Annotated in this window: 26 protein-coding genes; 20 read left to right on the plus strand and 6 right to left on the minus strand. The window is 57.9% G+C overall.

The genetic code is table 11. From position 1 onward, the window contains the following. The first annotated feature begins 26 nt into the window (after positions 1–26). From GPM19_RS05170 to rloA3, 6 genes are all read left to right on the plus strand, one after another. Positions 27–296: an MrpF/PhaF family protein gene (locus GPM19_RS05170; protein ID WP_160417817.1), complete on the plus strand. Its 270-nt coding sequence runs from the start codon at positions 27–29 to the stop codon at positions 294–296. Beyond that, positions 289–693, plus strand: coding sequence for a monovalent cation/H(+) antiporter subunit G (gene mnhG, locus GPM19_RS05175; protein ID WP_160417818.1), 405 nt, complete (start codon positions 289–291; stop codon positions 691–693). The genes GPM19_RS05170 and mnhG overlap by 8 nt, the downstream gene beginning before the upstream one ends. A 235-nt stretch (positions 694–928) precedes the next feature. Then, complete coding sequence (locus GPM19_RS05180) at positions 929–2,218, plus strand: DASH family cryptochrome (RefSeq protein WP_227842166.1); 1,290 nt, start codon at positions 929–931, stop codon at positions 2,216–2,218. A gap of 55 nt (positions 2,219–2,273) precedes the next feature. Further along, the gene (locus GPM19_RS05185) at positions 2,274–2,738 is read left to right on the plus strand and encodes a DUF3429 domain-containing protein (RefSeq protein ID WP_160417819.1); all 465 of its coding nucleotides are present in this window, start codon (positions 2,274–2,276) and stop codon (positions 2,736–2,738) included. Between the two features lie 118 nt (positions 2,739–2,856). After that, on the plus strand, positions 2,857–4,113 hold the full coding sequence (locus tag GPM19_RS05190; protein ID WP_160417820.1) for a lytic murein transglycosylase: 1,257 nt from the start codon (positions 2,857–2,859) through the stop codon (positions 4,111–4,113). Between the two features lie 115 nt (positions 4,114–4,228). After that, complete coding sequence (rloA3, locus tag GPM19_RS05195) at positions 4,229–4,720, plus strand: retropepsin-like aspartic peptidase RloA3 (RefSeq protein WP_227842199.1); 492 nt, start codon at positions 4,229–4,231, stop codon at positions 4,718–4,720. A 9-nt stretch (positions 4,721–4,729) separates the two neighbouring features. Here the strand turns inward: rloA3 and GPM19_RS05200 are convergent, their stop codons facing one another. Further along, a complete protein-coding gene (locus GPM19_RS05200; protein ID WP_160417821.1) occupies positions 4,730–5,443 on the minus strand; it encodes a 16S rRNA (uracil(1498)-N(3))-methyltransferase in 714 nt (237 codons plus the stop codon). 149 nt (positions 5,444–5,592) lie between these two features. Here GPM19_RS05200 and phaR point away from each other — a divergent pair, with 149 nt between their 5' ends. The 6 genes from phaR to coq7 all read left to right on the plus strand — a co-directional run bounded on the left by phaR (position 5,593) and on the right by coq7 (position 9,968). Beyond that, entirely contained in the window at positions 5,593–6,111 is a 519-nt protein-coding gene (gene phaR, locus GPM19_RS05205; RefSeq protein WP_160417822.1) for a polyhydroxyalkanoate synthesis repressor PhaR, read from the plus strand. Between the two features lie 100 nt (positions 6,112–6,211). After that, on the plus strand, positions 6,212–7,513 hold the full coding sequence (gene purD / locus GPM19_RS05210) for a phosphoribosylamine--glycine ligase (RefSeq protein ID WP_160417823.1): 1,302 nt from the start codon (positions 6,212–6,214) through the stop codon (positions 7,511–7,513). A gap of 52 nt (positions 7,514–7,565) precedes the next feature. Further along, positions 7,566–8,018 carry an acyl-CoA thioesterase gene (locus GPM19_RS05215; RefSeq protein WP_160417824.1) on the plus strand — a complete coding sequence of 151 codons (453 nt, stop codon included), beginning with the start codon at positions 7,566–7,568 and terminating at the stop codon, positions 8,016–8,018. Next, complete coding sequence (locus GPM19_RS05220; protein WP_160417825.1) at positions 8,018–8,890, plus strand: phosphoribulokinase; 873 nt, start codon at positions 8,018–8,020, stop codon at positions 8,888–8,890. The genes GPM19_RS05215 and GPM19_RS05220 overlap by 1 nt, the downstream gene beginning before the upstream one ends. Before the next feature lie 61 nt (positions 8,891–8,951). Beyond that, a complete protein-coding gene (locus tag GPM19_RS05225; RefSeq protein ID WP_160417826.1) occupies positions 8,952–9,293 on the plus strand; it encodes a histidine triad nucleotide-binding protein in 342 nt (113 codons plus the stop codon). 33 nt (positions 9,294–9,326) lie between these two features. Beyond that, positions 9,327–9,968, plus strand: a complete 642-nt coding sequence (gene coq7, locus GPM19_RS05230) for a 2-polyprenyl-3-methyl-6-methoxy-1,4-benzoquinone monooxygenase (protein ID WP_160417827.1) — start codon at positions 9,327–9,329, stop codon at positions 9,966–9,968. A 105-nt stretch (positions 9,969–10,073) separates the two neighbouring features. Here coq7 and ettA read toward each other — a convergent pair whose 3' ends face one another. The 4 genes from ettA to GPM19_RS05250 form a co-directional block, all read right to left on the minus strand. Further along, the gene (gene ettA / locus GPM19_RS05235; RefSeq protein ID WP_160417828.1) at positions 10,074–11,735 is read right to left on the minus strand and encodes an energy-dependent translational throttle protein EttA; all 1,662 of its coding nucleotides are present in this window, start codon (positions 11,733–11,735) and stop codon (positions 10,074–10,076) included. 219 nt (positions 11,736–11,954) lie between these two features. After that, a complete protein-coding gene (locus GPM19_RS05240) occupies positions 11,955–12,173 on the minus strand; it encodes a PA3496 family putative envelope integrity protein (protein WP_160417829.1) in 219 nt (72 codons plus the stop codon). Positions 12,174–12,320: 147 nt separating this feature from the next. Next, on the minus strand, positions 12,321–12,758 hold the full coding sequence (locus tag GPM19_RS05245; RefSeq protein ID WP_160417830.1) for a PAS domain-containing protein: 438 nt from the start codon (positions 12,756–12,758) through the stop codon (positions 12,321–12,323). A gap of 184 nt (positions 12,759–12,942) precedes the next feature. Next, the gene (locus GPM19_RS05250) at positions 12,943–14,256 is read right to left on the minus strand and encodes an MFS transporter (RefSeq protein WP_160417831.1); all 1,314 of its coding nucleotides are present in this window, start codon (positions 14,254–14,256) and stop codon (positions 12,943–12,945) included. A gap of 90 nt (positions 14,257–14,346) precedes the next feature. Between GPM19_RS05250 and GPM19_RS05255 the strand changes: the two genes are divergently transcribed. After that, a complete protein-coding gene (locus GPM19_RS05255; protein ID WP_160417832.1) occupies positions 14,347–14,616 on the plus strand; it encodes an Rdx family protein in 270 nt (89 codons plus the stop codon). Then, on the plus strand, positions 14,613–15,494 hold the full coding sequence (locus tag GPM19_RS05260; RefSeq protein WP_160417833.1) for a DMT family transporter: 882 nt from the start codon (positions 14,613–14,615) through the stop codon (positions 15,492–15,494). Before GPM19_RS05255 ends, GPM19_RS05260 begins: the two co-directional genes overlap by 4 nt. A 16-nt stretch (positions 15,495–15,510) precedes the next feature. Here GPM19_RS05260 and GPM19_RS05265 read toward each other — a convergent pair whose 3' ends face one another. After that, positions 15,511–16,197 carry an arylesterase gene (locus GPM19_RS05265; RefSeq protein WP_160417834.1) on the minus strand — a complete coding sequence of 229 codons (687 nt, stop codon included), beginning with the start codon at positions 16,195–16,197 and terminating at the stop codon, positions 15,511–15,513. Between GPM19_RS05265 and GPM19_RS05270 the strand changes: the two genes are divergently transcribed. From GPM19_RS05270 to GPM19_RS05295, 6 genes are all read left to right on the plus strand, one after another. After that, positions 16,196–16,945, plus strand: coding sequence for an ABC transporter ATP-binding protein (locus GPM19_RS05270; RefSeq protein ID WP_227842168.1), 750 nt, complete (start codon positions 16,196–16,198; stop codon positions 16,943–16,945). The genes GPM19_RS05265 and GPM19_RS05270 overlap by 2 nt on opposite strands. Next, a complete protein-coding gene (locus tag GPM19_RS05275) occupies positions 16,942–19,536 on the plus strand; it encodes an ABC transporter permease (protein WP_160417835.1) in 2,595 nt (864 codons plus the stop codon). Before GPM19_RS05270 ends, GPM19_RS05275 begins: the two co-directional genes overlap by 4 nt. A gap of 100 nt (positions 19,537–19,636) precedes the next feature. Continuing rightward, entirely contained in the window at positions 19,637–21,049 is a 1,413-nt protein-coding gene (locus tag GPM19_RS05280; RefSeq protein WP_160417836.1) for an aq_1923 C-terminal domain, read from the plus strand. Positions 21,050–21,190: 141 nt separating this feature from the next. Next, complete coding sequence (glyA, locus tag GPM19_RS05285; protein ID WP_160417837.1) at positions 21,191–22,456, plus strand: serine hydroxymethyltransferase; 1,266 nt, start codon at positions 21,191–21,193, stop codon at positions 22,454–22,456. A gap of 558 nt (positions 22,457–23,014) precedes the next feature. Beyond that, a complete protein-coding gene (locus GPM19_RS05290) occupies positions 23,015–23,794 on the plus strand; it encodes a Wzz/FepE/Etk N-terminal domain-containing protein (RefSeq protein WP_160417838.1) in 780 nt (259 codons plus the stop codon). Then, complete coding sequence (locus GPM19_RS05295) at positions 23,788–25,107, plus strand: lipopolysaccharide biosynthesis protein (protein WP_202114703.1); 1,320 nt, start codon at positions 23,788–23,790, stop codon at positions 25,105–25,107. Before GPM19_RS05290 ends, GPM19_RS05295 begins: the two co-directional genes overlap by 7 nt. Positions 25,108–25,124 lie beyond the last annotated feature (17 nt).

Here is a 25,124-nt window from a genome sequence, read left to right on the forward strand (position 1 = left end):
TCTTGTAAATGTAAAGGAGGCGCACCATGTCGACCCTGATCTTGCTGAGCTTGGCGTTGATGTCACTGGCACTGTGTCTGGCTTTCGTGCGGCTTTTTCGCGGCCCCAGTCTGCCGGACCGGGTGGTGGCCCTGGAGCTATTTTCATCGATTCTGGTCGGCATCATCGGGCTGGTCGCCATCGCGACCGATGTGCCCAGTCTGGTCGATGTGGCTATCGTCATGGCATTGATGGCGTTCATGGCGGCGATCGGTTTCGCTCGCTTTCTGGAACGAGGAGGGCCGCGCGATGATTGAGCTTCTAAAGGGCGGGCTGATCCTCGCAGGAGCATCGTTCATGTTTGTGGCGGCCCTGGGGATACTGCGCCTGCCCGATCTGCTGACGCGCATGCATGCCACCACCAAGGCGGCGACGCTGGGTACCACCTTGATCATGCTGGCGGTGGCGTTGCACTTTGCCGAGGCGGCGGTGGTCGCCCGAGCCTTCGCGGTCATTATCTTCATCATGATGACCGCGCCGGTAGCGGCCCATGTGATTGGCCGTGCGGGCTATTTTGTGGGCTCGAAACTCTGGTGTGGAACGGTAAAAGATGAGCTTAGGCCTAACTATGACCCTTTGACTCATGAACTCAAAAGCGGCATGGAAACCGTTGAGAATGCCCAGCGTCAGCCGCGGGATACCGATCCGGACTAATCAGATAAAAGTAATTGAAATCAAATGTTTGTAGCAAGCTAGCGCTCTTTGCATACGCCACCTTCGGGTGGTTTTTTTGTGCCTGAAGAAAGGCCTGCAAGCAATTCTTGAACAGTAATTACACGGCAATATATGTACAGTAATTATACAATATAATATATTTGGTTAAATAATTTACCGGTCAGCACGCGTAGCGACGAGCCAACAGCAGGGGAAATGATATGGAGAAAACAGTATGCACGGTGGCACAGGCATGACGGCTGACATCGTATGGTTGCAGGATGATCTACGTATCGCGGATAACCCGCTATTTCACTTCGATACCGCACCGGATCAGCTGCTGTGTCTTTATGTTCTGGATCAACACTGGCTAAATACGCTTTTCCAGGAAGAAGATGTGGCGCGGATGGGGTCAGCGCGTCTGCGTTTCATATGGCAGAGCCTGATGGCGTTGCGCGGCGAATTGCTCAAGCGGGGCAGTGACCTGCTGGTACGCATCGGGTCGCCGGACAAGGTAGTGGGTGATCTTGCCAAGCAATTGAATGTACGCAGTATTCGTGTACGGCAAACCGCCGGCCTGGACGAAAGACGCTATCAAGCGGCTGTGCGCGCCAACCTTCCCGCGAGTACCGAACTGCAGACGGTGGAAAGCGGGCTGTTGCTTGCGGCGCAATCGCTACCCTTTGCCTCGCACGCCTTGCCGACGAGTTTTTCGGCGTTTCGCCGCCAAGTGGAAGCCCAGTGGTCAGTGCCTTCGGCCTTGCCGGCGCCCATCACTCTACCGCCTTGGCCGGAAGCGCCCCGGGGGTTTCCGGCGCTCCAGCTGGTGTGTGAAAAAAGTGCCGACTGGCAACCCGATGCACGTCAGGGGTTGGCATACGTGGGTGGCGAAGACGCCGCTCACAAGCGCCTGGAAGATTATCTCTGGCACCAAGGTGGAGTCGCGACTTATAAACAAACCCGGAATGGCTTGTTGGGCGCGTATTTCTCCACTCGGTTCTCACCCTGGTTGGCGCAGGGATGCCTCTCTGCTCGACAGGTATATGGCGAGGTGCGCCGATGGGAAGCCTGTCATGGGGCCAATGAGTCCAGCTATTGGATCATCTTCGAATTGCTCTGGCGGGAATATTTTTATCACGCTGCCCGATTGGAAGGGGCCGCCTTGTTCGGCTCCCGTCAACTGCCCATCTCCTGCGCCAATTTCAATGCCTGGCGTGATGGCAGAACAGGCGTTGCCTTCATCGATGCCGCCATGCTCGAACTGAAAAGTACCGGCTGGTTATCCAACCGCGCCCGTCAGAACGTGGCCAGCTTTCTGGTCAAGGACTTGAATGTCGATTGGCGGTTGGGCGCCGCCTGGTTCGAACATTGTTTGATTGACTATGATGTAGCGAGCAACTGGGGAAACTGGCGCTATATTGCCGGTATTGGACGTGATCCACGTAAAGATCGCCACTTCGACGTGCTCAAGCAAGCCGAGCATTACGATCCGGACGGTCTGTATGTCGCGCACTGGTTGCCCTGAACTCGAAGTGTGGCCCTCAAGGGTTGAACGAATCCGCTAAATAGAGAAACACAGCATGGCGAAAATGATTGATGACAGACGTGTAGTTTGGCTCTTGGGGTTGGCTGGACTGATTCCCTTCATCGTTACCGGCGTTCTTGCATGGACTGCGCCATCGTCATGGCAGCTCATCGCGGTATATGCCTTTCTATATTACAGCGCGGTCATTCTTTCCTTTCTGGGCGGTGTGCAATGGGGCATGGCGTTGAGCCATCACGCTGGCGAAAGGGCTGGTATCAGTCGGCGTCTGGCGTTGGCGATGGTGCCGAGTTTGATCGCCTGGCCGGCCCTTCTCCTGAACCTCAGTACGGGCGCATGGGTGCTGGCTATCGGTTTTATACTGATCTGGGCCTACGATACTAGCCGGGAGGGGCGCGCCGGATTTCCCGGATGGTATTTGCCGCTGCGTTCATTGCTATCGGTCGTAGTGATATTGACCCATTTGTTGGTTATCTGGCGGCTAAGGTATCTGTCGGGCTAGCGTGATCACCCGATCTGCGAGATCATCGCGTGCTTTAATTTTATTTTCCCGGTTGGGGTTTATGTGGGCGGCAAGAGCGGCTCGTCAAGGGTCGCCCATCAAAGACAGGTTCCTTTCTATGTGTAAAACCCATATTCGTTTTTCCCTGCGCGGTTCAGTGCTGGGTGCTGCGGCCATCCTGACATTTACCTTGGCGCCATTGGCTGCGGCCGGCAATGCCCTGTTATCCGAAGTGGATGCCCAGGTAGCCGAAGATGTCAGTCACACCGATTTCAGCCAGTGGCTAAGAGAGTTTCGCCTTTATGCGCGAAGCGAAGGCATCGATGAAGCGACCCTCACCCAGACTCTCGATGGGTTACGTTACCGGCCTCGAGTCATTGAGCTGGATCGGCATCAGCCCGAGTTCGTTCGGGCGATCTGGGACTATCTGGACACGGCCGTTTCCAGTACCCGGGTCGATAACGGGCGCGAAAAACTCGCCGACCATGGCGCCACCGCAGAACGCATGGCCCGGCGCTATGGTGTGCCTGCCGAGGTTATCGTCGCGATCTGGGGAATCGAAAGTAATTACGGCAGTAATTTCGGTGATTTTTCCACCCTGGAATCCTTGGCCACCCTGGCCTATGAAGGCCGGCGACAGGCATTTGCCCGCAATGAATTGATGGCGGCACTGCGTATCATCGAGCAAGGTGATATTGCCGCCGAACGAATGGTGGGTTCCTGGGCGGGGGCCATGGGCCATACCCAGTTCATTCCGTCGAGTTTTGAAGCCTATGCGGTGGATGGCGACGGCGACGGTCGACGTGATATATGGCAAAGCATCCCCGACGTCATGGCTTCCACCGCCAATTACCTGGCTCGGGCGGGTTGGCAAGCGGGGCAGCCATGGGGGGCGGAAGTAGCGCTTCCCGAGACATTCGATTACGCCCAGACCCAACGCTTGAGCACCGCCGCCTGGGCTGCCCAGGGTGTGCGTGCCATTCGGGGGGAACTGCCTGAATTCGAGAGTGCGGCGTTAATCGTGCCGGCCGGTGCCGATGGCCCCGCCTTTGTGGTGGGGCAGAACTTTCGTGCCATTTTACGCTACAACAATGCCACCAGTTATGCCTTGGCCGTCGCTACTCTGAGCGATGCGATTGCCGGGCGTGAAGGTGTCGAACAGTCCTGGCCGCGCGAGCAGGCTCCGTTGAGTCGCCAGGATACTCGGGAACTTCAGCGCCTATTGAATGATCAGGGTTATTCGGTGGGTGGCGCGGACGGCATCATGGGTCCCAATACTCGGGCCGGGCTACGTACCTTTCAACGTGACAACGGTTTGACCCCCGATGGTTTCGCCACTCAGCGCCTGCTCGCCCGGTTACGCCAGGCACAGTGAAAGTGATATACGAATTCTGTCATTACGGAGTCGATGCATGATAGGCAAAACAAGCTCGGGTCGAAGCATGGTACATGGCGCTCTGGCATACCTCATTGGCATAGCGCTGTTCGCCATGAGCGTCAGCGCGGTGCAAGCCGAGGAAAAGGTCTTCGGCTGGGTGGAAAAGGCTACCCTGAAACCCTGGGGGATAGAAGTGAAGGCCAAGTTGGATAGCGGCGCCCTGACGTCTTCCCTGGATGCCCGCGATATCGAGCTGTTCGAGAAAGATGGCGAAGACTGGGTACGCTTTCGCTTGAAACTGGAAAATCAGGCCAGCGGCGAAACGTTCAGCGATACGCTGGAGCGCCCGTTATATCGCGAGTTGACCGTGCGCGGCGCCGGCGGGCGTGATGAACGCCCGGTGGTGTTGTTGAAGGTGTGCATGGGCAACACTATTTACGAGGAACAGTTCAGCCTGCGTGACCGTGGGGAAATGAATTATCCCCTCTTGCTGGGGCGGCGTACCCTGAGTCATCTAGGGTTGCTCGATGTACGGCGTACCTTCATGCAGACACCCGATTGCGAGAAGGACGCACCCCTGGTGGCTCATGAGTCGAAAGACTAGGCGTCGGCGTTAAAAAATCCGCGCCAACAAGGCGGTCACGGCGGTTTCCACCCGCAGGATACGCGGGCCTAGATGTATGCCCTCGCAGCCGGCTGTCAGCAGCTGCTCGACTTCCCAGGGAATAAAGCCGCCTTCCGGGCCGACCAGCAGTAGGCTCGGCTGAGTAACTCCACGGGGGCAAGGCCGAGGCATGCCGGGATGGGCGAGAAGCCCTTGGCGAGCTTCCAGCAGGCCGGGCAGGCTGTCTTCCAGGAAAGGACGAAACCCCTTGGCCAATTGAATGCTGGGTAACTGGGTATCCCGGGCTTGCTCCAACCCGAGCAATAAATGCTGGTGGATCTTGTCGTCGCGCAGCTCTGGAGATTGCCAATAGCTCTTTTCCACTCGCTGGGTATTGAGCAAGGTAAGTTGCTTGACCCCCAGTGCGGTCACGTGCTCCAGGGTTCTGGCCAGCATGCGGGGCCGCGGCAGGGCCAGCACCAAGTGGACCGGCAGCGCTACCGGGGCAGGCTCATCCAGCGACTCCAGCGCGAAGCAGGCTTGGTGTTCATCCAGCTTGCTCAAGATGGCTTTACCCATTTTGCCACCCCGGATACCCACGCTTAAACGATCCCCTTCCTGAGCGCGATGCACCTCATGTAAATGGCGTAAGCGGCGGGGGTCGGTGATGCGAGCAGAAGTCGGACTTGCCAGCTCGTTTGGGTCGATCAATATCAGATTCATGGCGAAAAACGATTTTTCCGGAAAAAATGAAAGACAGGGATGCGCCTATGCCGCCGGGGAATTGTCAGCGGTTGCTTGCATGGGCGTGTGTTGCAGGCACAATACCAGCATCGGGCTAAAAAGCTCTATTGCTTCAAAGGAGATGCGCAGTGCGCGTAATTCGCAAGTATGCCAATCGCAGGTTGTACGACACCCAGCAAAGCCGCTATGTCACCCTAGAAGATCTGCGTCACTTGATCCTTGAGGAAGAGCCGTTTCGGGTGGAAGACGCCAAAAGCGGTGAAGACCTGACGCGTACCATTCTGCTCTCGATCATCATCGAACAGGAACAGGGCGACGGTGAATCCGAGGTATTCTCCAATGACCTTCTGGCGCAGTTGATTCGGGTCTATGACATGACCTCGCCCTTGCCCTTGTCACGCTACCTGGAGCAGGGCACGCGTTTGATGCTGTCGCAGCAAAAACGCATGCAAGACCAATGGAAGCAGGCGGTGCGTAATTCGCCAATAGAGGTCATGCGTGATCTGGCGGAAGAGAATATGCACTTCTGGAAAAAGACCTTCAACAAGACGGACCAGGACGCCATCGAAAAAGACGCGCCCGATAATCGGAATGAGAGCACTGACGAGACTGAAAAACCTGAAAAGAATGATAAAACGCCTGGTTGAGCCAGGTTTCCCCGTCCTATGGCGCGATCGAGCCAGGCCGCCTACGCTGTGGCATAATGCTGCAACGCATTGACAGCTTCCCAGGTCGAGAAGGAAAGACATGAAGGTTTTGATTATTGGCGGCGGTGGCCGCGAACATGCACTGGCGTGGAAAATAGCCCAGTCGAAAAATGTCGAGCAAGTGTTCGTCGCCCCAGGTAATGCCGGCACCGAGCACGAGCCGAAGGTTGCCAATGTCGCCATTCAAGCCGTTGACCTCGATGTGCTGGTGGATTTTGCTAGCTCTCAAGCGGTGGGGCTGACCATCGTCGGTCCCGAAGCGCCACTGGTGGAAGGTGTCGTGGATCGTTTTCAAGCGGCCGGGCTGGCTATTTTCGGCCCCACCCAGGCGGCCGCTCAGCTTGAAGGATCCAAGTCTTTCACCAAGGATTTCCTGGCTCGCCATCATATTCCCAGTGCCGATTATCAGACGTTTACCGAGGTGGCCCCCGCCCTTGAATACCTGAAGCGCCAGGGCGCACCAATTGTGATCAAGGCCGATGGGCTGGCCGCCGGCAAGGGTGTGATCGTCGCCATGAGCGAAGCCGAAGCGCAAGCGGCGATTCGCGACATGCTGGAAGCCAATACCTTCGGTGATGCCGGGGCACGGGTGGTGATCGAAGAATTTCTTGAAGGCGAGGAAGCCAGTTTTATCGTCATGGTGGATGGCCAACATGTAGTGCCCATGGCGACCAGTCAGGATCACAAGCGTGCCTATGACGGCGATACCGGTCCCAATACCGGTGGCATGGGGGCTTATTCACCGGCGCCGGTGATCACCCCCGAGGTTGATCGACGCATCATGAAGCAGGTCATCCTGCCCACGGTTGAAGCGATGGCCGCCGAAGGTCATCCGTATACCGGATTCCTTTATGCCGGGCTGATGATCGATAAGCAAGGCAACCCCAAGGTAATCGAATACAACTGCCGTTTCGGTGACCCGGAAACCCAACCGATCATGCTGCGCCTGCGTTCGGACCTTGCCGAACTTTGCCTGGCAGGTGCTCAAGGGAAGCTGGAAGGTAAGCATTGTGAGTGGGACCCGCGTGCGGCCGTGGGGGTGGTCATGGCGGCGGGAGGGTATCCGGGCGACTACCGCAAGGGCGACGTTATTCACGGTTTGGATAATATTATCGGAACCGGCTGCAAGGTATTCCATGCGGGAACCCGGGAAAATGCCCAAGGGGATGTCGTGGCTGCCGGAGGCCGGGTGCTGTGTGTCACGGCGCTGGGCGAAAGCGTCTCTGCGGCGCAGCAAACGGCCTATCAAGGGGTGGCCGAGATCGACTGGACGCAGGTGGAGTATCGTCGCGATATCGCGTTCCGCGCCATTGCCCGTGAAAGCCTGCATAAGGATTCATGAATTCATGCGTCCGAGCCTCATGTCCCCAGAAGCAGCCTGAAAGGAAAAAAGCATGGAACGAGTGAAGCTGGTATTTCCCCATGAGGCGGTTTTCCATCGTCACCCGATGACGGTACGCGTGACCGACATGAACTATGGGCATCACTTGGGCCACGATGCCCTGGTTTCGTTGCTGCATGAAGCTCGCATTCAGGCGTTGGCGTCACTGGGGCTGAACGAATGGGACATGCATGGCTATCCCAGCGTGGTGGCGGATCTTGCCGTGCAATATCAGAGTGAGGCACGTTGGCCGGATAGCCTGAGCGTGGAAACTGCTATTCCCACCCCTGAAAGCAAGGCGTTGAGCATCTATCACCGCGTAGTTAAAAGTGCTGGTGATAAGAGCGACGGTGAAGTCGTGGCAACGGCACGCGTCAACCAGCTGTTGGTCGATACACAAACGGGGCGTCCGGTCACGATTCCAGAGACAGTGCTGGCCGTCCTTGCCGAGGCGGAGAAAACCTGATGTCACGGGAATATCCGATCATCGCGGTGACCGGTTCCTCAGGGGCGGGTACCACCACGGTCAGGCGCAGTTTCGAGCGCATGTTTCTGCGCGAGGATGTGCATGCCGCCGTGGTCGATGGCGATGCCTTCCATCGCTATACCCGGGATGATCTTCACCGTATCTTTCGCGAAGAACCCGAGCGCAAGCACGAGCTTTCGCATTTTGCCGTGGAAGCCAACCAGTTGGATCGACTGGAAAACCTGTTCATCGAGTACGGGGAGCAGGGGACCGGCACCTTTCGGCATTATATCCATGCCGAAGACAAGCAGATGATCGAAGCCGGCTATCGTGTGGGTACCTTTACCGAATGGCAGGGGCTGCCCTGTGGTACCGACCTGCTGTTCTATGAAGGGCTCCACGGTGGGCTGGTAACCGAAGAGCATGATATTGCTCGACACGTGGACCTGCTGGTGGGTGTCGCCCCGACCATGAACCTGGAGTGGATCCAGAAGATCGACCGCGACACCAAGTTGCGCGGCTATTCGCAGGAAGCGGTGATCGATACCATTCTGGGGCGCATGGACGACTACGTGCGCTACATTCAGCCGCAGTTTTCACGCACCCACATCAACTTTCAGCGGGTACCCACCGTGGATACCTCGAATCCCTTCGAGGTCCAGGACATTCCCACGGATGCCGAGTCCTTCGTGGTGATTCGTTTTCGCGACCCCTCCACCGTGGATTTTCCGTGGCTTCTGGCAATGATCAAGGATGCCTTCATGACGCGGCCGCATACGCTGGTCGTGCCGGGCTCACGTTTATCGCTGGCCATGGAGTTGATCCTGGCACCGCTGGTACGCCATCTTCTCGCCCAGCGCCGGTTTCGCTGAGAGACCCGATTTTGGCAGCCAGCCAATAACGCAACGACATGCAACACAAGGAGATTTTTTCATGGATTGTCTGTTTTGCAAGATCATCAATCAGGAAATACCCGCGGATATCGTCTATGAAGATGACGAGGTACTGGCCTTTGACGACCTCTCGCCCCAGGCGCCGACGCATATCCTGATCGTTCCCAAAAAGCACATCGCCACCCTGAACGATATCGAGGAAGACGATCTTGAAACCATCGGTCGGCTGCAATACACCGCCGCCAAGCTGGCCAAGGATCACGGCTTTGCCGGTGACGGTTATCGGGTGGTCATGAACTGCAACGAAAAGGGCGGCCAGACGGTCTTTCACCTTCACATGCACCTTATGGGAGGCCGGCAATTCACCTGGCCCGCCGGTTAAAGGGCGTCATGCTCATCAAGGGAGGCAATCGCCATGCGTCGTAATCTCAGTCGTACGGATAATCTTATTCATCAATTCGATACCGTGTTGCGCACCTTGGTGCCGCGTGCGGCGCAGCCGTATCGGCCCAATCCCGCCGGGAAGTTGGCCGAAGAACCGCTTGATGAGCAGGAGCGTCGCCATGCCGAGGGGCTGATGCGGATCAACCATACCGGTGAAGTCTGTGCCCAGGCGCTGTATCAGGGGCAGGGAATGACCGCCAAGTTGCCCAAGGTGCGCGGCCAGATGGAAGAGGCCGCCCAGGAAGAAATCGACCATCTGGCTTGGTGCGACCAGCGGCTGCAGGAGCTGGAAGGGCGCACCAGTTACCTCAACCCCTTGTTCTACGCCGCCTCGTTCGGAATAGGCGCCACGGCGGGCGCCATCGGTGACAAGATCAGCCTGGGATTCGTCGCCGCCACCGAAGATCAAGTGGGAAAGCATCTGGAAGAACACATGAAAACCTTGCCGCAAGCCGACAAGCGTTCTCGGGCGATTCTCAAACAGATGGCGATCGATGAAGCCCACCACGCCCAGCTGGCGCTGGAAGCGGGGGGCGCACGCTTTCCCGCGCCGGTAAAACTGGGCATGTCCCTGATGTCCAAGGTCATGACCAAAAGCGTCTATCGGCTTTAGCCGCCAGGCAGAGAAAGTCGAAAGCAGCAGAAGTTGAAACAAGTGGAAACAAAAAAGGCCCCTCCGGGGCCTTTTTCAGTCAAGCGTAGTTATTGCTAGTTAGCATCATGCATCGATACGCTTGTACTTCATGCGCTTGGGCGAGTCATTGCCGACACGCTTCTTGTGGTCCGCCTCGTAATCGGTGTAGTTGCCGTCGAAGAACACCACCTGAGAATCGCCTTCGAACGCCAGAATATGCGTGGCGATGCGGTCCAGGAACCAGCGATCGTGGGAGATCACCATGGCGCAGCCGGGGAAGGCGAGTAATGCTTCTTCCAGGGCGCGCAGGGTCTCGATGTCCAGGTCGTTGGAGGGCTCATCCAGCAGCAGCACGTTGGCGCCCTGCTTCAAGGTCTGAGCCAGCTGCAGGCGGCCACGCTCACCACCGGAAAGCTCGTCCAGACGCTTTTGCTGGTCGTTGCCCTTGAAGTTGAAGCGGCCTACATAGGCGCGCGAAGGCACTTCGTAGCCGTTGATGTTGAGCAGATCCTGACCGTCGGACACCGCTTCCCACACCGTCTGCTTGTCATCCAGGGCGTCGCGCAGCTGCTCGACGTAGGCGATCTTGACGGTATCACCGACCACCACTTCACCGGCATCGGGCTGTTCCTGGCCGGTAATCAGCTTGAACAGGGTGGACTTGCCGGCACCATTGCCCCCCACAATCCCCACGATCGCACCGGGCGGCACGCTGAAGGACAGGTCTTCGTAGAGGACCTTGTCATCGAAGCGCTTGGCGACGTCATGAAACTCGATGACCTTGTCGCCCAGGCGCGGGCCGGGCGGAATGTAGATTTCGTTGGTTTCATTGCGCTTCTGGAAATCGCCGGATTGCATCTCTTCAAAGCGATTCAGGCGCGCCTTGCTCTTGGCCTGGCGTCCCTTGGTGTTGCTGCGCACCCACTCGAGTTCCTGGCGAATGGCTTTCTGGCGTGAAGCCTCCTGCTTGGCTTCCTGGCCGAGACGCTGTTCCTTGGTTTCCAGCCAGTTGGTGTAGTTACCTTCGAAAGGCAGGCCCTGGCCACGGTCGAGCTCCAGAATCCAGCCGGCAACGTTATCCAGAAAATAACGGTCGTGGGTAATCGCCACCACGGTGCCCGAATAATCGTGCAGATAGCGCTCGAGCCAGGCAACCGACTCAGCATCCAGGTGGTTGGTGGGCTCGTCGATCAGCAGCATGTCGGGGCTGGAAAGCAGCAAGCGACACAGGGCCACACGGCGGCGTTCACCCCCGGAAAGGGTGCCCACCTTGGCATCCCAGGGCGGCAGACGCAGAGCTTCGGCGGCGACTTCCAGCTTGCGCTCGAGGTTATGCGCATCGGCCGCTTCGATGATGTTTTCCAGACGCCCTTGCTCGGTAGCCAGGGCATCGAAGTCGGCATCCGGCTCGGCATAGGCGGCGTAGACGCCATCCAGCTTTTCCTGAGCTTCCTTGATCGCGCCCAAGGCTTCCTCGACGGTATCCCGGACGTTTTTGCCGTCGTCGAGTTCCGGTTCCTGGGGCAGGTAGCCGACATTGAGGTCCGGCATCGGCCGTGCTTCGCCTTCGAACTCCTTGTCGACACCGGCCATGATGCGCAGCAGGGTAGACTTGCCCGAGCCGTTAAGGCCCAGTACGCCAATCTTGGCGCCGGGGAAGAACGACAGGGAAATGTCCTTGAGAATTTGCTTTTTGGGCGGCACGACCTTGCCGACCCGGTTCATGGTAAAAACGTATTGCGCCATGGATATCCGTTATGTTGAAAGATCGAAATAAGAAAAGGAAATGTTGCTGAGGGGAAGATGATAGAGGCCGGCCAAAAGAAAGGCCAGCCGATGCCGCCTATTGCATGAGCCAGCAAGCGCTGGGAGAGGGTGATTCAAGGGGGTAATCAGGGTTAACGTATGATGCCTTCTTTTACCGTACGGCTTTGATCATTACTGCTGTAACACGATTTTTTCGTATTACTCTTCCTCGTCGTCCCAGCTGTCTTCTATCACGCGTTTCAGGCGGCGTTCTTCCAGCAACGCTTCCACTCGTCGGCGGGCACGCAAGGTATCGGTCTTGCTCGATGAGCGACTACGCCCATAGTGTTCATCATTGACAGCTTCTGAGGTGTCAAGTTCATCGGAAGCGTCGTAAGCCTCTTCGGTGAAATCACGATTCAAGGGGTTACGGCTCATAAAAGGCCCTCCAACCCAAAACCGGCTTGGCCGGCAACACAGCACTGCTTCAGCCATCTCGGCATGAAGCGCCAAGCGCTGCGATCAGCGCCTTTTGGCTATATAGCGGTTCCGGTAAGGAAATGCAAGCCTTGGAGAGGCGCTTTTTTATTCTTCGATATCGTACTTTGCTTTCAGGTGAGCCAATTCATGCTGGGCTTCTACACGTTCGGTCACGTCTTTCTGTACGCCGATGTAATAGGTCAGATTGTCGGTTTCGTCGTACATCGGGGTAATGGAAAGCTCATTCCAGAATAAGGTGCCGTCCTTGCGATAATTGCGCAATACTTCCCGGCAGGGCCTACCGGCCTTGAGAGCCGCGCGAATCGCCGTCAAGCCTTCCTGGTCACGGTCTTCGTTTTGCAGAAAGCGACAGTCACGGTAGAGAATTTCGTCAGCAGTGTAGCCGGTCAGGCGCTCGAAGCCCTTGTTGACATAAATGAGAATGTTCTCATCGCCTTCCTGTTCGGCCACTACAATACCGTCTTCCGAGGCGTCAATGATGCGTTCGAGTAGCGCCGGGTTGATCAAGGGAGATCGTTTCATCAAGAGGGTTCCTGTTGCTGCTTCAAGCCTTCCGGTGGCCTCGCGACCAAACGGCATTTCTGGGCATTTTTGGAATATGCATTTGTGAATAGGATAGCAAATGCCCCATCAAGCGGCGTTTATCCTGCTGCCATCATGGCTAGCCGAGCCATGGTTTGCAATTGGCCGCGGCTAACAAAAAGCATCATTCCACTTCAGGCAGGCGTTGAGCGCTCAGCATAGCGGCCACGGCGACAAGGCTCAGTACCACCAAAAGCATGGGGGTGCCCAGCCATTGGGCCAAGGCCCCGAGTATCCCCCCCACGAGCAACATCAGCACACCGGTCAATGTATTGGAAAGCGCCACATACAAGGCTCGGTTGTCCTGACCCGCCATATCGACAATATACGTCTTGCGCCCCAGGCGTACCCCATGATGAATGATCACCAGCAGCGCATAGACCAGGGCGTAGGGCCAGATAGTCTCACTCCAGGCAGCGGGCAGCCAGGCGGCACCTGCACCCAGCAGGCAGCACAGGCTAGTGCCCAGGGCGGCGTCGCGCATCACACCACGGCTGGAGCGGTCGGCTCGCTTGCCCCAAACCGGGCTTGCCAGCATGCCGGCAAGCCCGGAGACCACTACCATCAACCCCAGCCCACCCAGGTCGGTGCCGCTTTGGCGCTGGCCGAGCAGGGCGATGTAGGGCAGAGCCAAGGCACTGGAAAGCAGCAGAGCCCGTGACAGGTTGAAGTGCAAGAAGGTGCGGTCCTCCCTGAGTAGCGATAACCCCAGCTTGATGCTGTCCCAGGCATTTTCGCCACCTTCCACCGCGCCCGGCGTTTCGCGAATCCGGGCGGCGCACAGCGCATTCAGCGCCCAGCCCAGAGCCGCCACCGCCAGCAGCACGGCCAGTGCCACTTCCCCGGGGCGGTCGTCGAACAGCATTAAGATGCCCCCCGCGACCACGGTAGCCACCCCGGCGAGACTGCCGCTCCATCCCATCAAGGTGCCGCGGCGTTTCTTGGCGATGGTCTTGCCCAGCACATCTTTGGTGGAAATCGAGGAAAGCCCACGCGCCAGGGCCAGCAAGGCCAGTACACCCAGCACCAGGGCTCCGCCTAGGCTGCCCCGGCCAAACAGTGCCAGCAGGGCCAGTCCCAGCGCCGCCACTGCCTGCAAGAGACCGCCGGTAACCCATACCCACTTGCGTCGGGGTTTCAAACGAATGAAGCCGGCGACAAACAACTGCGGCAGCAAGGCGCCCGACTCGCGGATCGGTACCAGCAGCCCGACCATCCAGACCGGGGCACCGATCACCCCCATCAGCCAGGGCAATACCAGGCGAGCGTTGGAGAGTTCATCGGCCAGTTTGTTGCCCAGCGAGGCGACCAGGTGCAGGAAGAAATTGCGCGGCTGTTCATTGCAGGCGCTGTCGGCAATGTCGTCACACATTCGGCTGTCTTCATCGCCGGTCAGCCATTCGTACACCCGCGACTGGGAAACGTCCTGGTCGGCCATAGAGCCTCCTTGGCTGTTATCATTGTATGTATTGTGGCGCGATAAATTGTCCTTAACCAGTACCCAAGGCATCAGCTAGAAGGAAACCCTATGTCACGTATCCGGATTCGTTACTGTACCCAGTGCCAATGGCTGTTGCGCAGTGGATGGTATGCCCAGGAGCTGTTGTCCACCTTCGGCGAGGCAATTACCGAGGTGGCGCTGATGCCGTCTCACGGCGGTACCTTCGAGATCTGGTGTGACGACATTCTGATATGGGAACGCAAGCGCGATGGCGGCTTTCCTGACATCAAGAAGCTGAAACAGGCGATTCGCGACCAGCTCGACCCCGGGCGTGATCTGGGGCACCTGGATAGATGACCCAGGATAGACAAGCCATGCTTTATGGTCTGGGCGCGGTGGCCCTGTGGTCCACGGTGGCCACGGCATTCAAGGTGGCCTTGGCGTGGATGAGCCCGCTGGAATTGATGTGGCTGGCATCCCTGGTGTCCTGGGTGTTGATGGGCGCCCTGGTCGTGCGCCAAGGGCTGGTCAATGAAGCCTTGCGCCGGGGCTGGCGCACTGCGGCCTGGGCCGGGCTGATGAATCCGGTGGCCTATTACCTGGTGCTGTTCGCCGCTTACGACCGCCTGCCGGGCCAGGAAGCGATGGCGCTCAATTATACCTGGGCGCTGACCATGGCATTTCTGGCGGTGCCTCTTCTGGGGCACCGTTTGACGCGTATCGACGTGCTTGCCGGCATGGTCGCCTATGCCGGGGTCTGGGTGATCGCCACCCGTGGCGCGGTACTCGATGTCGATTTTGCCGATGTCTGGGGGGTGGTGTTCGCGCTGGTTTCGACGCTTCTATGGGCGCTTTACTGGTTGCTCAATACCCGGGATGCCCGCTCGCCGCTGGTGGCCCAGTGGCAGAACTTCAGCGTGGGGATGCCGGTGCTGACGCTATTGTTATGGATGGGGCCGGGATTCGAGTGGCACGGCTGGTCGGCGGTAGGCGCCGGCGTCTATGTCGGGTTGTTCGAAATGGGGGTGGCTTTTGTGCTTTGGCAGCTGGCGGTGCACAAGATTTCACGCACCGCCAAGGTCTCCAACCTGATCTTTCTTTCGCCCCCGGTGTCGCTGTTTCTGCTTTACTGGGTAGTGGGCGAGCCGATCCTGCTTTCCACCTTGCTGGGGCTCGGGTTGATCCTCGCCGGGCTGGGCCTTCAGCAACGCCAGAAGGTACCCGAGCCGCTATAGATGCGGCTCGCTTGCCTCACTCCTGATTCAGCGCTGTTTCTATGCCTTGCTCCTCCAGAAACGGCGCAAGGGCAGGCCAGACATTATCCAGAATGGCGGGCTGGGCGGCGGCCGTCGGATGAATGCCGTCGCTTTGCATCAGGCGCCTCTTCAAGGCGACGTTTTCCAGCAGAAACGGTACCAGGGTAAGGTCGTAGCTCGCTGCCAGGTCGTGAAATACCGTGGTAAAGGCATCGCGGTAGGCCTGGCCATAATTGGGCGGAATGTCGATGCCCAGCAGTATCACCTTGGCACCGGCTTGCTGGCTGGTCTCGATCATTTCTGCCAGGTTGGCACGCATCCGCCCGGGAGGCAGACCGCGCAAGCCATCATTGCCGCCCAGCTCGAGCAGAACAATATCAGGGTCGTATTGTCCCACCAGTGCCGGTAAACGCTGCGCCCCCCCGGTGGTGGTCTCGCCGCTGATGCTGGCATTTATCACCTTTGCCTGTTCATCCAGGCGTTCGGCCAATAGCGTCACCCAGCCCTGCGCCTGTTCGATACCATAGGCGGCGCTCAAGCTGTCGCCCATTACCAGCAGCGTGGGGCGCGCTTGCGCCCAAGCCGTGCTTGTATTTAAGCAAGCCGCAAGTATCAGCAAGACAAACCAAGCGGTTATCATGCCTCTCAGCTCACGCTTTGCCACAGGGATGCCCTTCTTCATGTCCAACTCCTTTACTCGAACGTCCGGAACCTCTGTCAACGATACATCCATTCTAGACACACCCATTCTACATGCCGAAGGCTTGACCAAGAGGGTTGCCAGCGGCGAACGACAGCTGACCATCTTGAGTGAACTGGATTTGACCGTGTTGCCTGGCGAAAGTGTCGCGATCCTGGGGCGCAGTGGGGTGGGAAAATCCACCTTGCTGGGATTGCTTGCTGGCTTGGATACCCCCACCGCGGGTGAGCTTTCCCTATTCGGCCAGGCGCTCAGCGAACTCGACGAAGACGGCCGTGCCATGTTGCGCGCCGGGCGGGTGGGCTTCGTGTTCCAGAATTTTCAGTTGCTGCCCAGCCTGAGTGCCCTGGAAAACGTGCTGCTGCCGCTGGAGCTTTCGCCTCGCGCGGGTGAAGAAGGCACGGCCAAGGATTGGCTGAACCGGGTGGGGCTGGGCGAGCGCGTCACGCATCTTCCCAAGCAGCTTTCCGGCGGCGAGCAACAGCGCGTCGCGATAGCCCGGGCCTTCGTGGCCAACCCTGAGCTGGTGTTCGCCGATGAACCCACCGGCAACCTCGACCCGCACACCGGCGCCACGGTGATCGAACTCTTGTTCTCGCTCAATCAGCAAGAACGCACCACCTTGATACTGGTGACTCATGACCATGCCCTGGCCGGGCGTTGTGACCGCTGCTTGCGCCTGGAGGAAGGGCGTCTGGTGGAATTCGACCCCAGCGAGGTGACGGCGTGAAGGCTCCCACTCTTCGCCTGGCCGCCCGTGGCCTGAAACGCGACCTGCGCGCCCCGGACGTGCGGGCGCTGTTCATTGCCCTGGTACTGGCGGTTGCCGCCTCGACCATGATCGCCTTTTTTCTCGACCGCCTGGATCGCGGCCTGGAACGTCAAGCCGGGCAGATGCTGGGGGGCGACCTGGTGCTGGAGCAGAGCGAGCCGTTTTCTCCCGAGTTACGCCAGGCATTGATCGATGCCGGACTCGTGCTGAGCGACCAGGTGGATCTGGTCTCGATGATCAGCCGGGAGGATCGTTTTCAGTCGGTGAGCCTCAAGGTGGTGGATGATGTCTATCCGCATTACGGTGTCTCGCATGTGGATCTCGGCGAAGGTGTCGAGGAGGTGGCCTCCGGCCCCGCAGCCGGTGAGGCCTGGATCGACCCGCGCCTGCGTGAGCTGGTCGATCTGAAGCTGGGCGACCAGGTGCAGATCGGCCAGACCGAGCTGCGGGTGAGCGGTATCATCGAGCGAGAAGCCGACCAGTCCGGCGGCTTCAGTAGTTTCAATCCACGTGTGATGATGAATATCGCCGATCTGGAGGCCACCGGCCTGGTACAGCCCGGCTCAAGGGTAGAATTCGAGATTCTCGCCGCCGGGCCGCCGGAGGCGGTCAACCGTCTGGATGACCGCTTGGCACAGCTGCGCCGCGAGGGCGTTGAAGTGCGCGATGTGCGCCAGGATCGCCCCCAGCTGGGCAACGCTCTGGAGCGAGCCGAAAGCTATCTGGGTATCGCCGGGCTCGCCGCCGTGCTGCTGGCCGGCGTCGCGGTGGCCATGGCCACGCGGCGTTATGTAGAGCGCCACCTGGACACCGCGGCGCTGCTGCGCTGCTTCGGTGCCACTCAGCGTCAACTGGTACATATTTTCACCCTGCAGCTCGCCGGGCTGGCGCTGGCCGCCTCGCTGCTCGGGGCACTGCTCGGGGTGCTTGGCCAGGCGCTGCTGCTGCGCCTTCTCAGCGCTTTTCTGCCCATGAGCCTGCCGGCACCCGGCATCATGCCGCTATGGCTGGGTATGTTGACCGCCCTGGCGGTCCTGGTGGGGTTTGCCGGTCCCACGCTGTTGCGCCTCAAGCGAGTCAGTGCCCTCAAGGTGTTGCGTCGCGAGCTCGACCCCTTGCCGCCCTCGGCCTGGCTGGTGGTCAGCGTGGCATGCGGCGTGTTCGGTGGTTTGCTGTGGCTTTATTCGGGCAGCATCACGCTGGCGCTTGGGCTATTGCTGGGCGGCATTATGGTGCTGAGCGTCTTATGGGGGGTGGGCGCCGCCTTGCTGGCCTTGCTGTTGCGCGGCATTCAAGCGCTTCCCAAGGGCGGTGAATGGACCCAGGCGCTGCGCCTGGGTGGGCGCCAGCTGGCACGGCGTCGCCAAGCCGGGCTGGGGCAGTTGCTGGCATTCTCGATTACCTTTTTTGCCATGGCGATGATCGTGCTGGTGCGCGGGGATCTTCTGACCACCTGGGAGGCACAGCTGCCCGCAGACACCCCCAATTACTTCGCCATCAATATTCAGCCCGGTGAGCGGGAAGGCTTCGATGCCGCGATTGCCGATAGCGTGGAAGCCCAGAGCTCTCTGTACCCCATGGTGCGTGGGCGAATCACTGCGATCAACGGCCAGCCACCACGAGAGGCAGTGCCGGAAGAGGCCCGGGGCGACAATGCCCTGCGCCGTGAACTCAACCTCACCTGGCAAGCCGAGGTTCCCGAAGGCAATCGCGTGGTGGCGGGAGAATGGTTTGATGGCTGGCAGGCTGACGCCACCGCCTCCGAGACTGCCTATTCGCAGGGCGGCAGTGGCTGGACGGCCGCTGTGGATGCAGAGTCCCAGCCGCCGCCGGTGCCCGTCTCCATGGAAGACGGCCTGGCACAGCGCCTGGGATTGGCGCTGGGCGATCAGCTGACGTTCAGTATCGGCAGTGACGAGGTTCGCACGAAAATCACCAGCCTGCGGGATCTGAACTGGGATAGCTTTAGGCCCAACTTCTACGTCATCTTTCCGCCGGGTGTGCTCGAGCGTTACGGCCATAGCTACATCACGGCGTTTCACTTGCCGAAAGAAGAGCAAGGCATCTTGCCCGAGCTGGTAAGCGAATTTCCCGGAGTCTCGCTGCTCAACGTGGATGCCATTCTCGGCCAGGTGCGTGATGTGCTCACCCAGGTGACGCGTGCCGTTGAACTGGTGCTGGGGCTGGTGTTGCTGGCCGGGATCAGTGTGCTGTATGCCGCCCTGACCGCCAGCCGTCCGGTGCGGGCTCACGAAAGCGGCCTGCTGCGGGTGTTCGGTGCCGGCAACCGGATGATTTCCCGCATTCAAGGCGCTGAATTCGCCTTGCTGGGTCTGGCCAGCGGCCTGCTGGCCGCCGTTCTCGCCGAGCTTGCCACGGCCGTACTGTATATGTTCCTGCTGGACTTGCCGCCGCGCCTGCATATCGAACTATGGCTGGTGCTGCCGCTGGGTGCGGCTTTGTTGATCGGCGTGATCGGCCACGCCCTGTCTTACAGCCTGCGACGCCAGGCGCCGGCCGCCAGCCTCGGCTTGCTGGGAGAGGCGTGACACTTGTCCCGCCAGACACCAAGGTGGTGTATTGCGAGCATCGGGAATATTCTTGACGCTAGGTTTTCCAGGATGTTTTCTCTTGATACGGAGGTTTTGCATGTCACAGCGCCTATCCAATCGCAGTCTGGCCGGTAGCGGTTTATTGATTGCCACTTTAATGGCAACTACCCCGGCGCTGGCCAGCGCCGAGCGTCTTGAGGCCGAGCTGCGTGCCTTGTTCGCTCAGGGAGGCGAACTGAGCATTGGCGACGTTTCAGATGCCATGTTGCGCAGCCGCTATACCGTTGAAGACATCGTATTTGATAGCGTCGAGGGCGAGCGTCTGCGGATTGGCAGCTATGTCGTCGATGGCGACTACGACCAGCCTGAGCGCGTTACGCTGCAAGACATCCGCGTGGAAGACCGCCTGACCGAGCTTGCGCTGTTGCAGATCGAGGAGATCGTTCTCAATGAACCTTCCCGGGCGGTATTTCCGCTTCACGAGGCGATGGAAGGTCAGGACTTTCAACTGGGCGGCTTGACGATCGACCAGATCGTGGTGGATCTCGACTCCGACCTGGCGGAAGAATTTCTGCGCGATGCCGGGGTAAAGCGTGGCCGAGGGCGCCTGGATATTGAACGACTTTATGGCGAGTCGCTAAGTGCCGATGCCATCGGGTTGCTCGAAATAAACGGCCTGGCGGCCACCGGGGAAGACCTCGAGGAATTCGGCAGCGGTTCCCTGACGCTCGATTCATTGCGTATGGAGCAATTGAGCGGACTCGAGAATCCCGAGGAAGGGCAGTTGAACCTGCTGGTAATGGAAAATTTCGCCATCGACAGCGACCGCCTGGTAGGTCGGCTCGATGAGCTGCGTATCGATGGGGATCTTGCCGATGGCGAAGGTGGCATGTGGCTGGAAGCCTTCGAAGTCGACCTTGAACGCATGATCGCCAACGCCCCGGCCAAAGAGCGCACCCAACTGCGCATGGCGAGCAATTTGCTTACCGGTGGCAGCGGCACGCTCAAGCTGGACGCCGGTTTCAACGGCCGTTGGGAGCAGCACAACGACCACAGCACTTTGGGCGGTGACAGCCGCATCACCCTGCACGACGCCATGCAGCTAGCCTTCGGCGTCAATCTGCCGGTGGTGCTGCCCGAAAATACCCAGCCGATGGATGTCTTTCACGATGCCAGCCTGCTGGATGCCGCCACGCTATTGGGCGGCGATCTTTCGCTGACGCTAAGCGATAGGGGGCTGTTCGGCCGGCTGGTCACGGTGGGCGCAGCCCTTGAAGGAATTACCGAAGCCCAGCTACTCGAACAGGTGCGCACCCAGGCCCAAGGTTTCGGCATGATGATGGGGCCAGAAGTCCAGCAAGTGCTCTCAGGCTTTGTCGCCTTGCTGGAAGGCAGCGCCAGCGAGCTTGAAATCAACGCCACCCTACCGTCACAAAGCAACCTGAAAACCTATACCGATGACCCCCTGGGCCTGCCCGGCCAATTGTCGCTGCAAGTGGAAACGCGCTAACGCTTTTCCTTCAGCTTTTTATTCATTAATGTCATTCATGAGCTACCTGACGCGGATTCGATGAAACCCGCGTCAGGCTGAGTTATCATTGCCGCCTGATTTTCCCCTAGCCTGTCCTTTCGTTTAACGAGGTTCCCGCCGATGTTCAGCCGTGACATGACAATTGCCGGATTCGATGATGCCCTGTTCGATGCCATGCAAAAAGAAGTGGTGCGCCAGGAAGCCCACATCGAACTGATCGCTTCCGAAAACTACGCCAGCCCCCGCGTACTCGAAGCTCAGGGCAGCCAGCTGACCAACAAGTATGCCGAAGGCTATCCCGGCAAGCGTTACTACGGCGGCTGCGAGTTCGTGGATATCGCCGAAAACCTGGCCATCGACTACGCCAAGCAGCTGTTCGGCGCCACCTACGCCAACGTTCAGCCGCATTCCGGTTCTCAGGCCAACGGTGCCGTCTTCCAGGCGCTGGTCAAGCCCGGCGATACCATCCTGGGCATGAGCCTGGATGCCGGCGGCCACCTGACCCATGGGGCAAAGCCCAACTTCTCCGGCAAGCATTACAATGCCATCCAGTACGGCTTGAACGACCAGGGCCTGATCGATTACGACGAAGTCGCCCGTCTGGCGCGCGAGCATCAGCCCAAGATGATTATCGCCGGGTTCTCTGCCTACTCCCAGATCGTCGACTGGGCCAGGTTCCGCGAAATCGCCGATGAAGTGGGTGCCTACCTGCTGGTCGACATGGCGCATGTGGCGGGCCTGGTGGCCGGCGGTGTCTACCCCAGCCCCTTGCCGCACGCGCATGTGGTCACCACCACCACCCACAAGACCCTGCGCGGCCCGCGTGGCGGCCTGATTCTTTCGGCGGAAGGCAATGCCGATATCGAGAAGAAGCTTCAGTCAGCGGTGTTCCCGGGCGTGCAGGGCGGCCCCTTGATGCACGTCATCGCCGCCAAGGCGATCTGCTTCAAGGAAGCCATGGATCCGGCGTTCAAGGCTTACCAGCAGCAGGTGGTCAAGAACGCCCAAGCCATGGCCGGTGTGTTCATGGAGCGTGGTTTCGATATCATCTCCGGGGGTACCCAGGATCACCTCTTCCTGCTTTCCCTGGTCAAGCAGGGCGTGACCGGTAAAGACGCCGACGCCGCCCTGGGCCGGGCGCATATCACCGTCAACAAGAACGCCGTGCCCAACGACCCGCAAAGCCCCTTCGTCACCTCCGGCTTGCGTATCGGCACCCCGGCGGTCACCACGCGCGGTTTCGGTGAAGCCGAATGCCGCGAGCTGGCGGGCTGGATCAGCGATATCCTAGATGCCCTGGCCAAGGGTGTCGACACTGCCGCCATCGAAATCGATGTCAAAGGCAAGGTCGAGGCCCTGTGTTCGCACTTTCCCGTCTATCGTTGAGCGACAACCTGCTGGTGGTGGGAGGCCGGCTTGCCGGGCGAGCCCTACCAGGCCAACCCCCACCAGGCTGGCCGTATGGTGGGAGGCCGGCTTGCCGGGCGAGCTCTTGACTGTGGTTGTTGGTCGGCTACCTCTCGCGCGATAAAATTGCCCTCCCACCAGGCTGGCCGCATGGTGGGAGGCCAGCTTGCCATGCAACTTCATGAGAAGCTTGGTAAGTAGCATTAATACGATGGTATGGATGGCATATATCGACAATTATTTGCGAGCTGCCTGTTCGCACAAAACCTAGCCTCTGGTTCTGCGCCTGTGTAGTATGTGCTTCCTTAAATTGTAGAGCTAGACGCATTGAGCGGCTGAGCAATCCAGTTATGCATAAAGCCAGCCTACTAGCCTGTTTAAAAAATTATTGATAACAATTATTTACACAAATGCGTTTCTGCGCCCAGCGGTTTGTGCAGAGCTTGCAAAGTACCTTCCGGCCTCGGGAATGCGCCCTATCATCTCGGGGCGGTAGCGTGTCTTTAGTTTTTGATCATCTTATAATGGCGATACAGCATGAACCAAACTCCTCCGTACGAGCCGCAGCGTTACCCTCAAAATGACGAAATTTCCTTGGTTGATCTTGCTAAGATACTGATCAAACGCTGGAAAACCATGGTGTTAATTTTTCTTATCGTTGTGCTCGGGGCCTTGGCCTATGTGTTGCTAACAGAGCGCTCCTATGAGTACGTCTCGATCTATCAAGTGGCAGAGGAGGCGCCCGGCCGTGCTCTGGAAACACCAGCTTCCGTGTTGGCTAAGGTTAACAACCTCTATGTTGGGCCGGAGACGCGTAAACTCAGGGAGTCGGCAGGACTGGAGAGCCTACCCTTTGAAGTGACAGTAGCCAACCCCAACGACACCTTGCTTATTCGCTTGGGCTCGGAAGCGAGTGAGGACAATCATGAATTGGTAGCTCAGATGCATGAAGGGTTGCTGGCTCGCATGACGGAAGGTCAAGGAGAGCGGCTTGAAAGACGTCAGGCTTCCCTTGAACAGCAGTTAAAAAACACTGAAGCTGCCTTAGAGTCCGTCGAGCAGACCAATACCGAATGGGGGAGTGAGCTGATAGCTAGCTACACTGAACGCCTTGCAGGAATTCAGTTGCGTCTTACCCAGTTAAGTGAAGGCCAAGTTGTACAGGTTGCTATGCAAAGTTTGGAACCTACGGGGACGAGCCGCAGCTTAATTATGGCGTTGGCTCTGGTTCTTGGCGGGATGTTGGGGGTGATAGCTGCCTTTTTTTCACAGTTTGCGGTTGTAGTGCGGGATAGTTTGTCGGAAGAAGCATGGTAAAACATCTCTTATTAAAGAGTGGCATGTTGAGAGTTGCTTTTAATTCTAAATTCTTGCTTAGAGTTACTAATATAGGTTTGCGGGGAGTCACGCTTCTATCTAAATTTTTGCTTATTTTTATTTTGGCAAGATTTCTTGAGCCAGCTGAAGTAGCGCTATATGGGTTGGTCGTGGCGACTGTGGGTTATTCCCTTTACGGGCTGGGTTTCGATTTTTATAGCTATAGCACCAGAGAAATTCTAGGGAGTGATAAAGAGCACTGGGCTAGGCTGTTAAGGGATCAAAGCGTTTTTTTTGGTTTGGTGTATTGCCTGGTTATTCCTCTTTTATTACTGGTTTTTTATAATGAGCTTCTGCCTTGGTCCGTTGCTCCTTGGTTTTTCATCATTGTGGTCTTGGAGCATTTGGCTCAGGAGTTGAATAGGCTGCTTGTCGCTATTTCCAGGCAATTGCTTGCAAGCGTGATACTTTTTCTCCGATCTGGGCTTTGGGCCCTTTTTGTCGCCCTTGTTTTCTGGCTGTCAGAAGATATGCGTTCTATTGATCTAGTGATGACAGCTTGGGCGTTAGGAGCTGCAGCGGCATGTTTTCTGGGAGCAAGTGCCCTTATGAAGCTGGATCGGAACTCCTTGAAAAGCAGGGTTGACTGGTCTTGGATAAAACGAGGGATCGTAGTGGCGCTTCCCTTGTTGGTGGCGACATTAGCAGTAAGGGGAGTGTTCACCATTGATCGTTATTGGGTGCAAGCGATCGCTGGTGCCGATATTCTAGCTGCTTATGTGCTATATTTTGGTGTGGCAAATGCCATAATTTCATTTTTGGACGCTGGTGTTTTTGTGTTTCTTTATCCTAAGATGATTTCTGCTTCAAGAAATAAGAACCGTAAAGAATTTGATAAAGGCATGCGGCAGCTGCTGGTTCAAACAGTAATTGTGACAATCGCTTTTTCGGGTCTTGCAGCTCTGCTGATTCATCCGTTGTTGGGTTGGCTGGACAGGCCAGTTTACACAGAAAATGTTACACTGCTTTATCTGCTCTTGATAGCCATTGGAGTTTATGCCGTTAGTATGATTCCACATTATGGAATGTATGCAATGTCTTTTGATAGACATATCATTATTAGCCATGTTTTGGCTTTGCCGTCATTTGTTGTGTTGGCTTATGTTTTTTCGGAATGGTCTGCCAAATATGCAGTCCCGCTGGCGTTGTGTGGTTCTTTCGGGTGTGTGCTGGCTTATAAAACGGCGGCTTACCTGAGTGTCAAAAGAAAGAAAAATTGGGAGTTGGCAGAGCAACAAGAAGCTTCTGTTTGAATCCAGAATATTAGGAA

Source organism: Vreelandella zhuhanensis, assembly GCF_009793355.1.
Taxonomy (GTDB): domain Bacteria; phylum Pseudomonadota; class Gammaproteobacteria; order Pseudomonadales; family Halomonadaceae; genus Vreelandella; species Vreelandella zhuhanensis.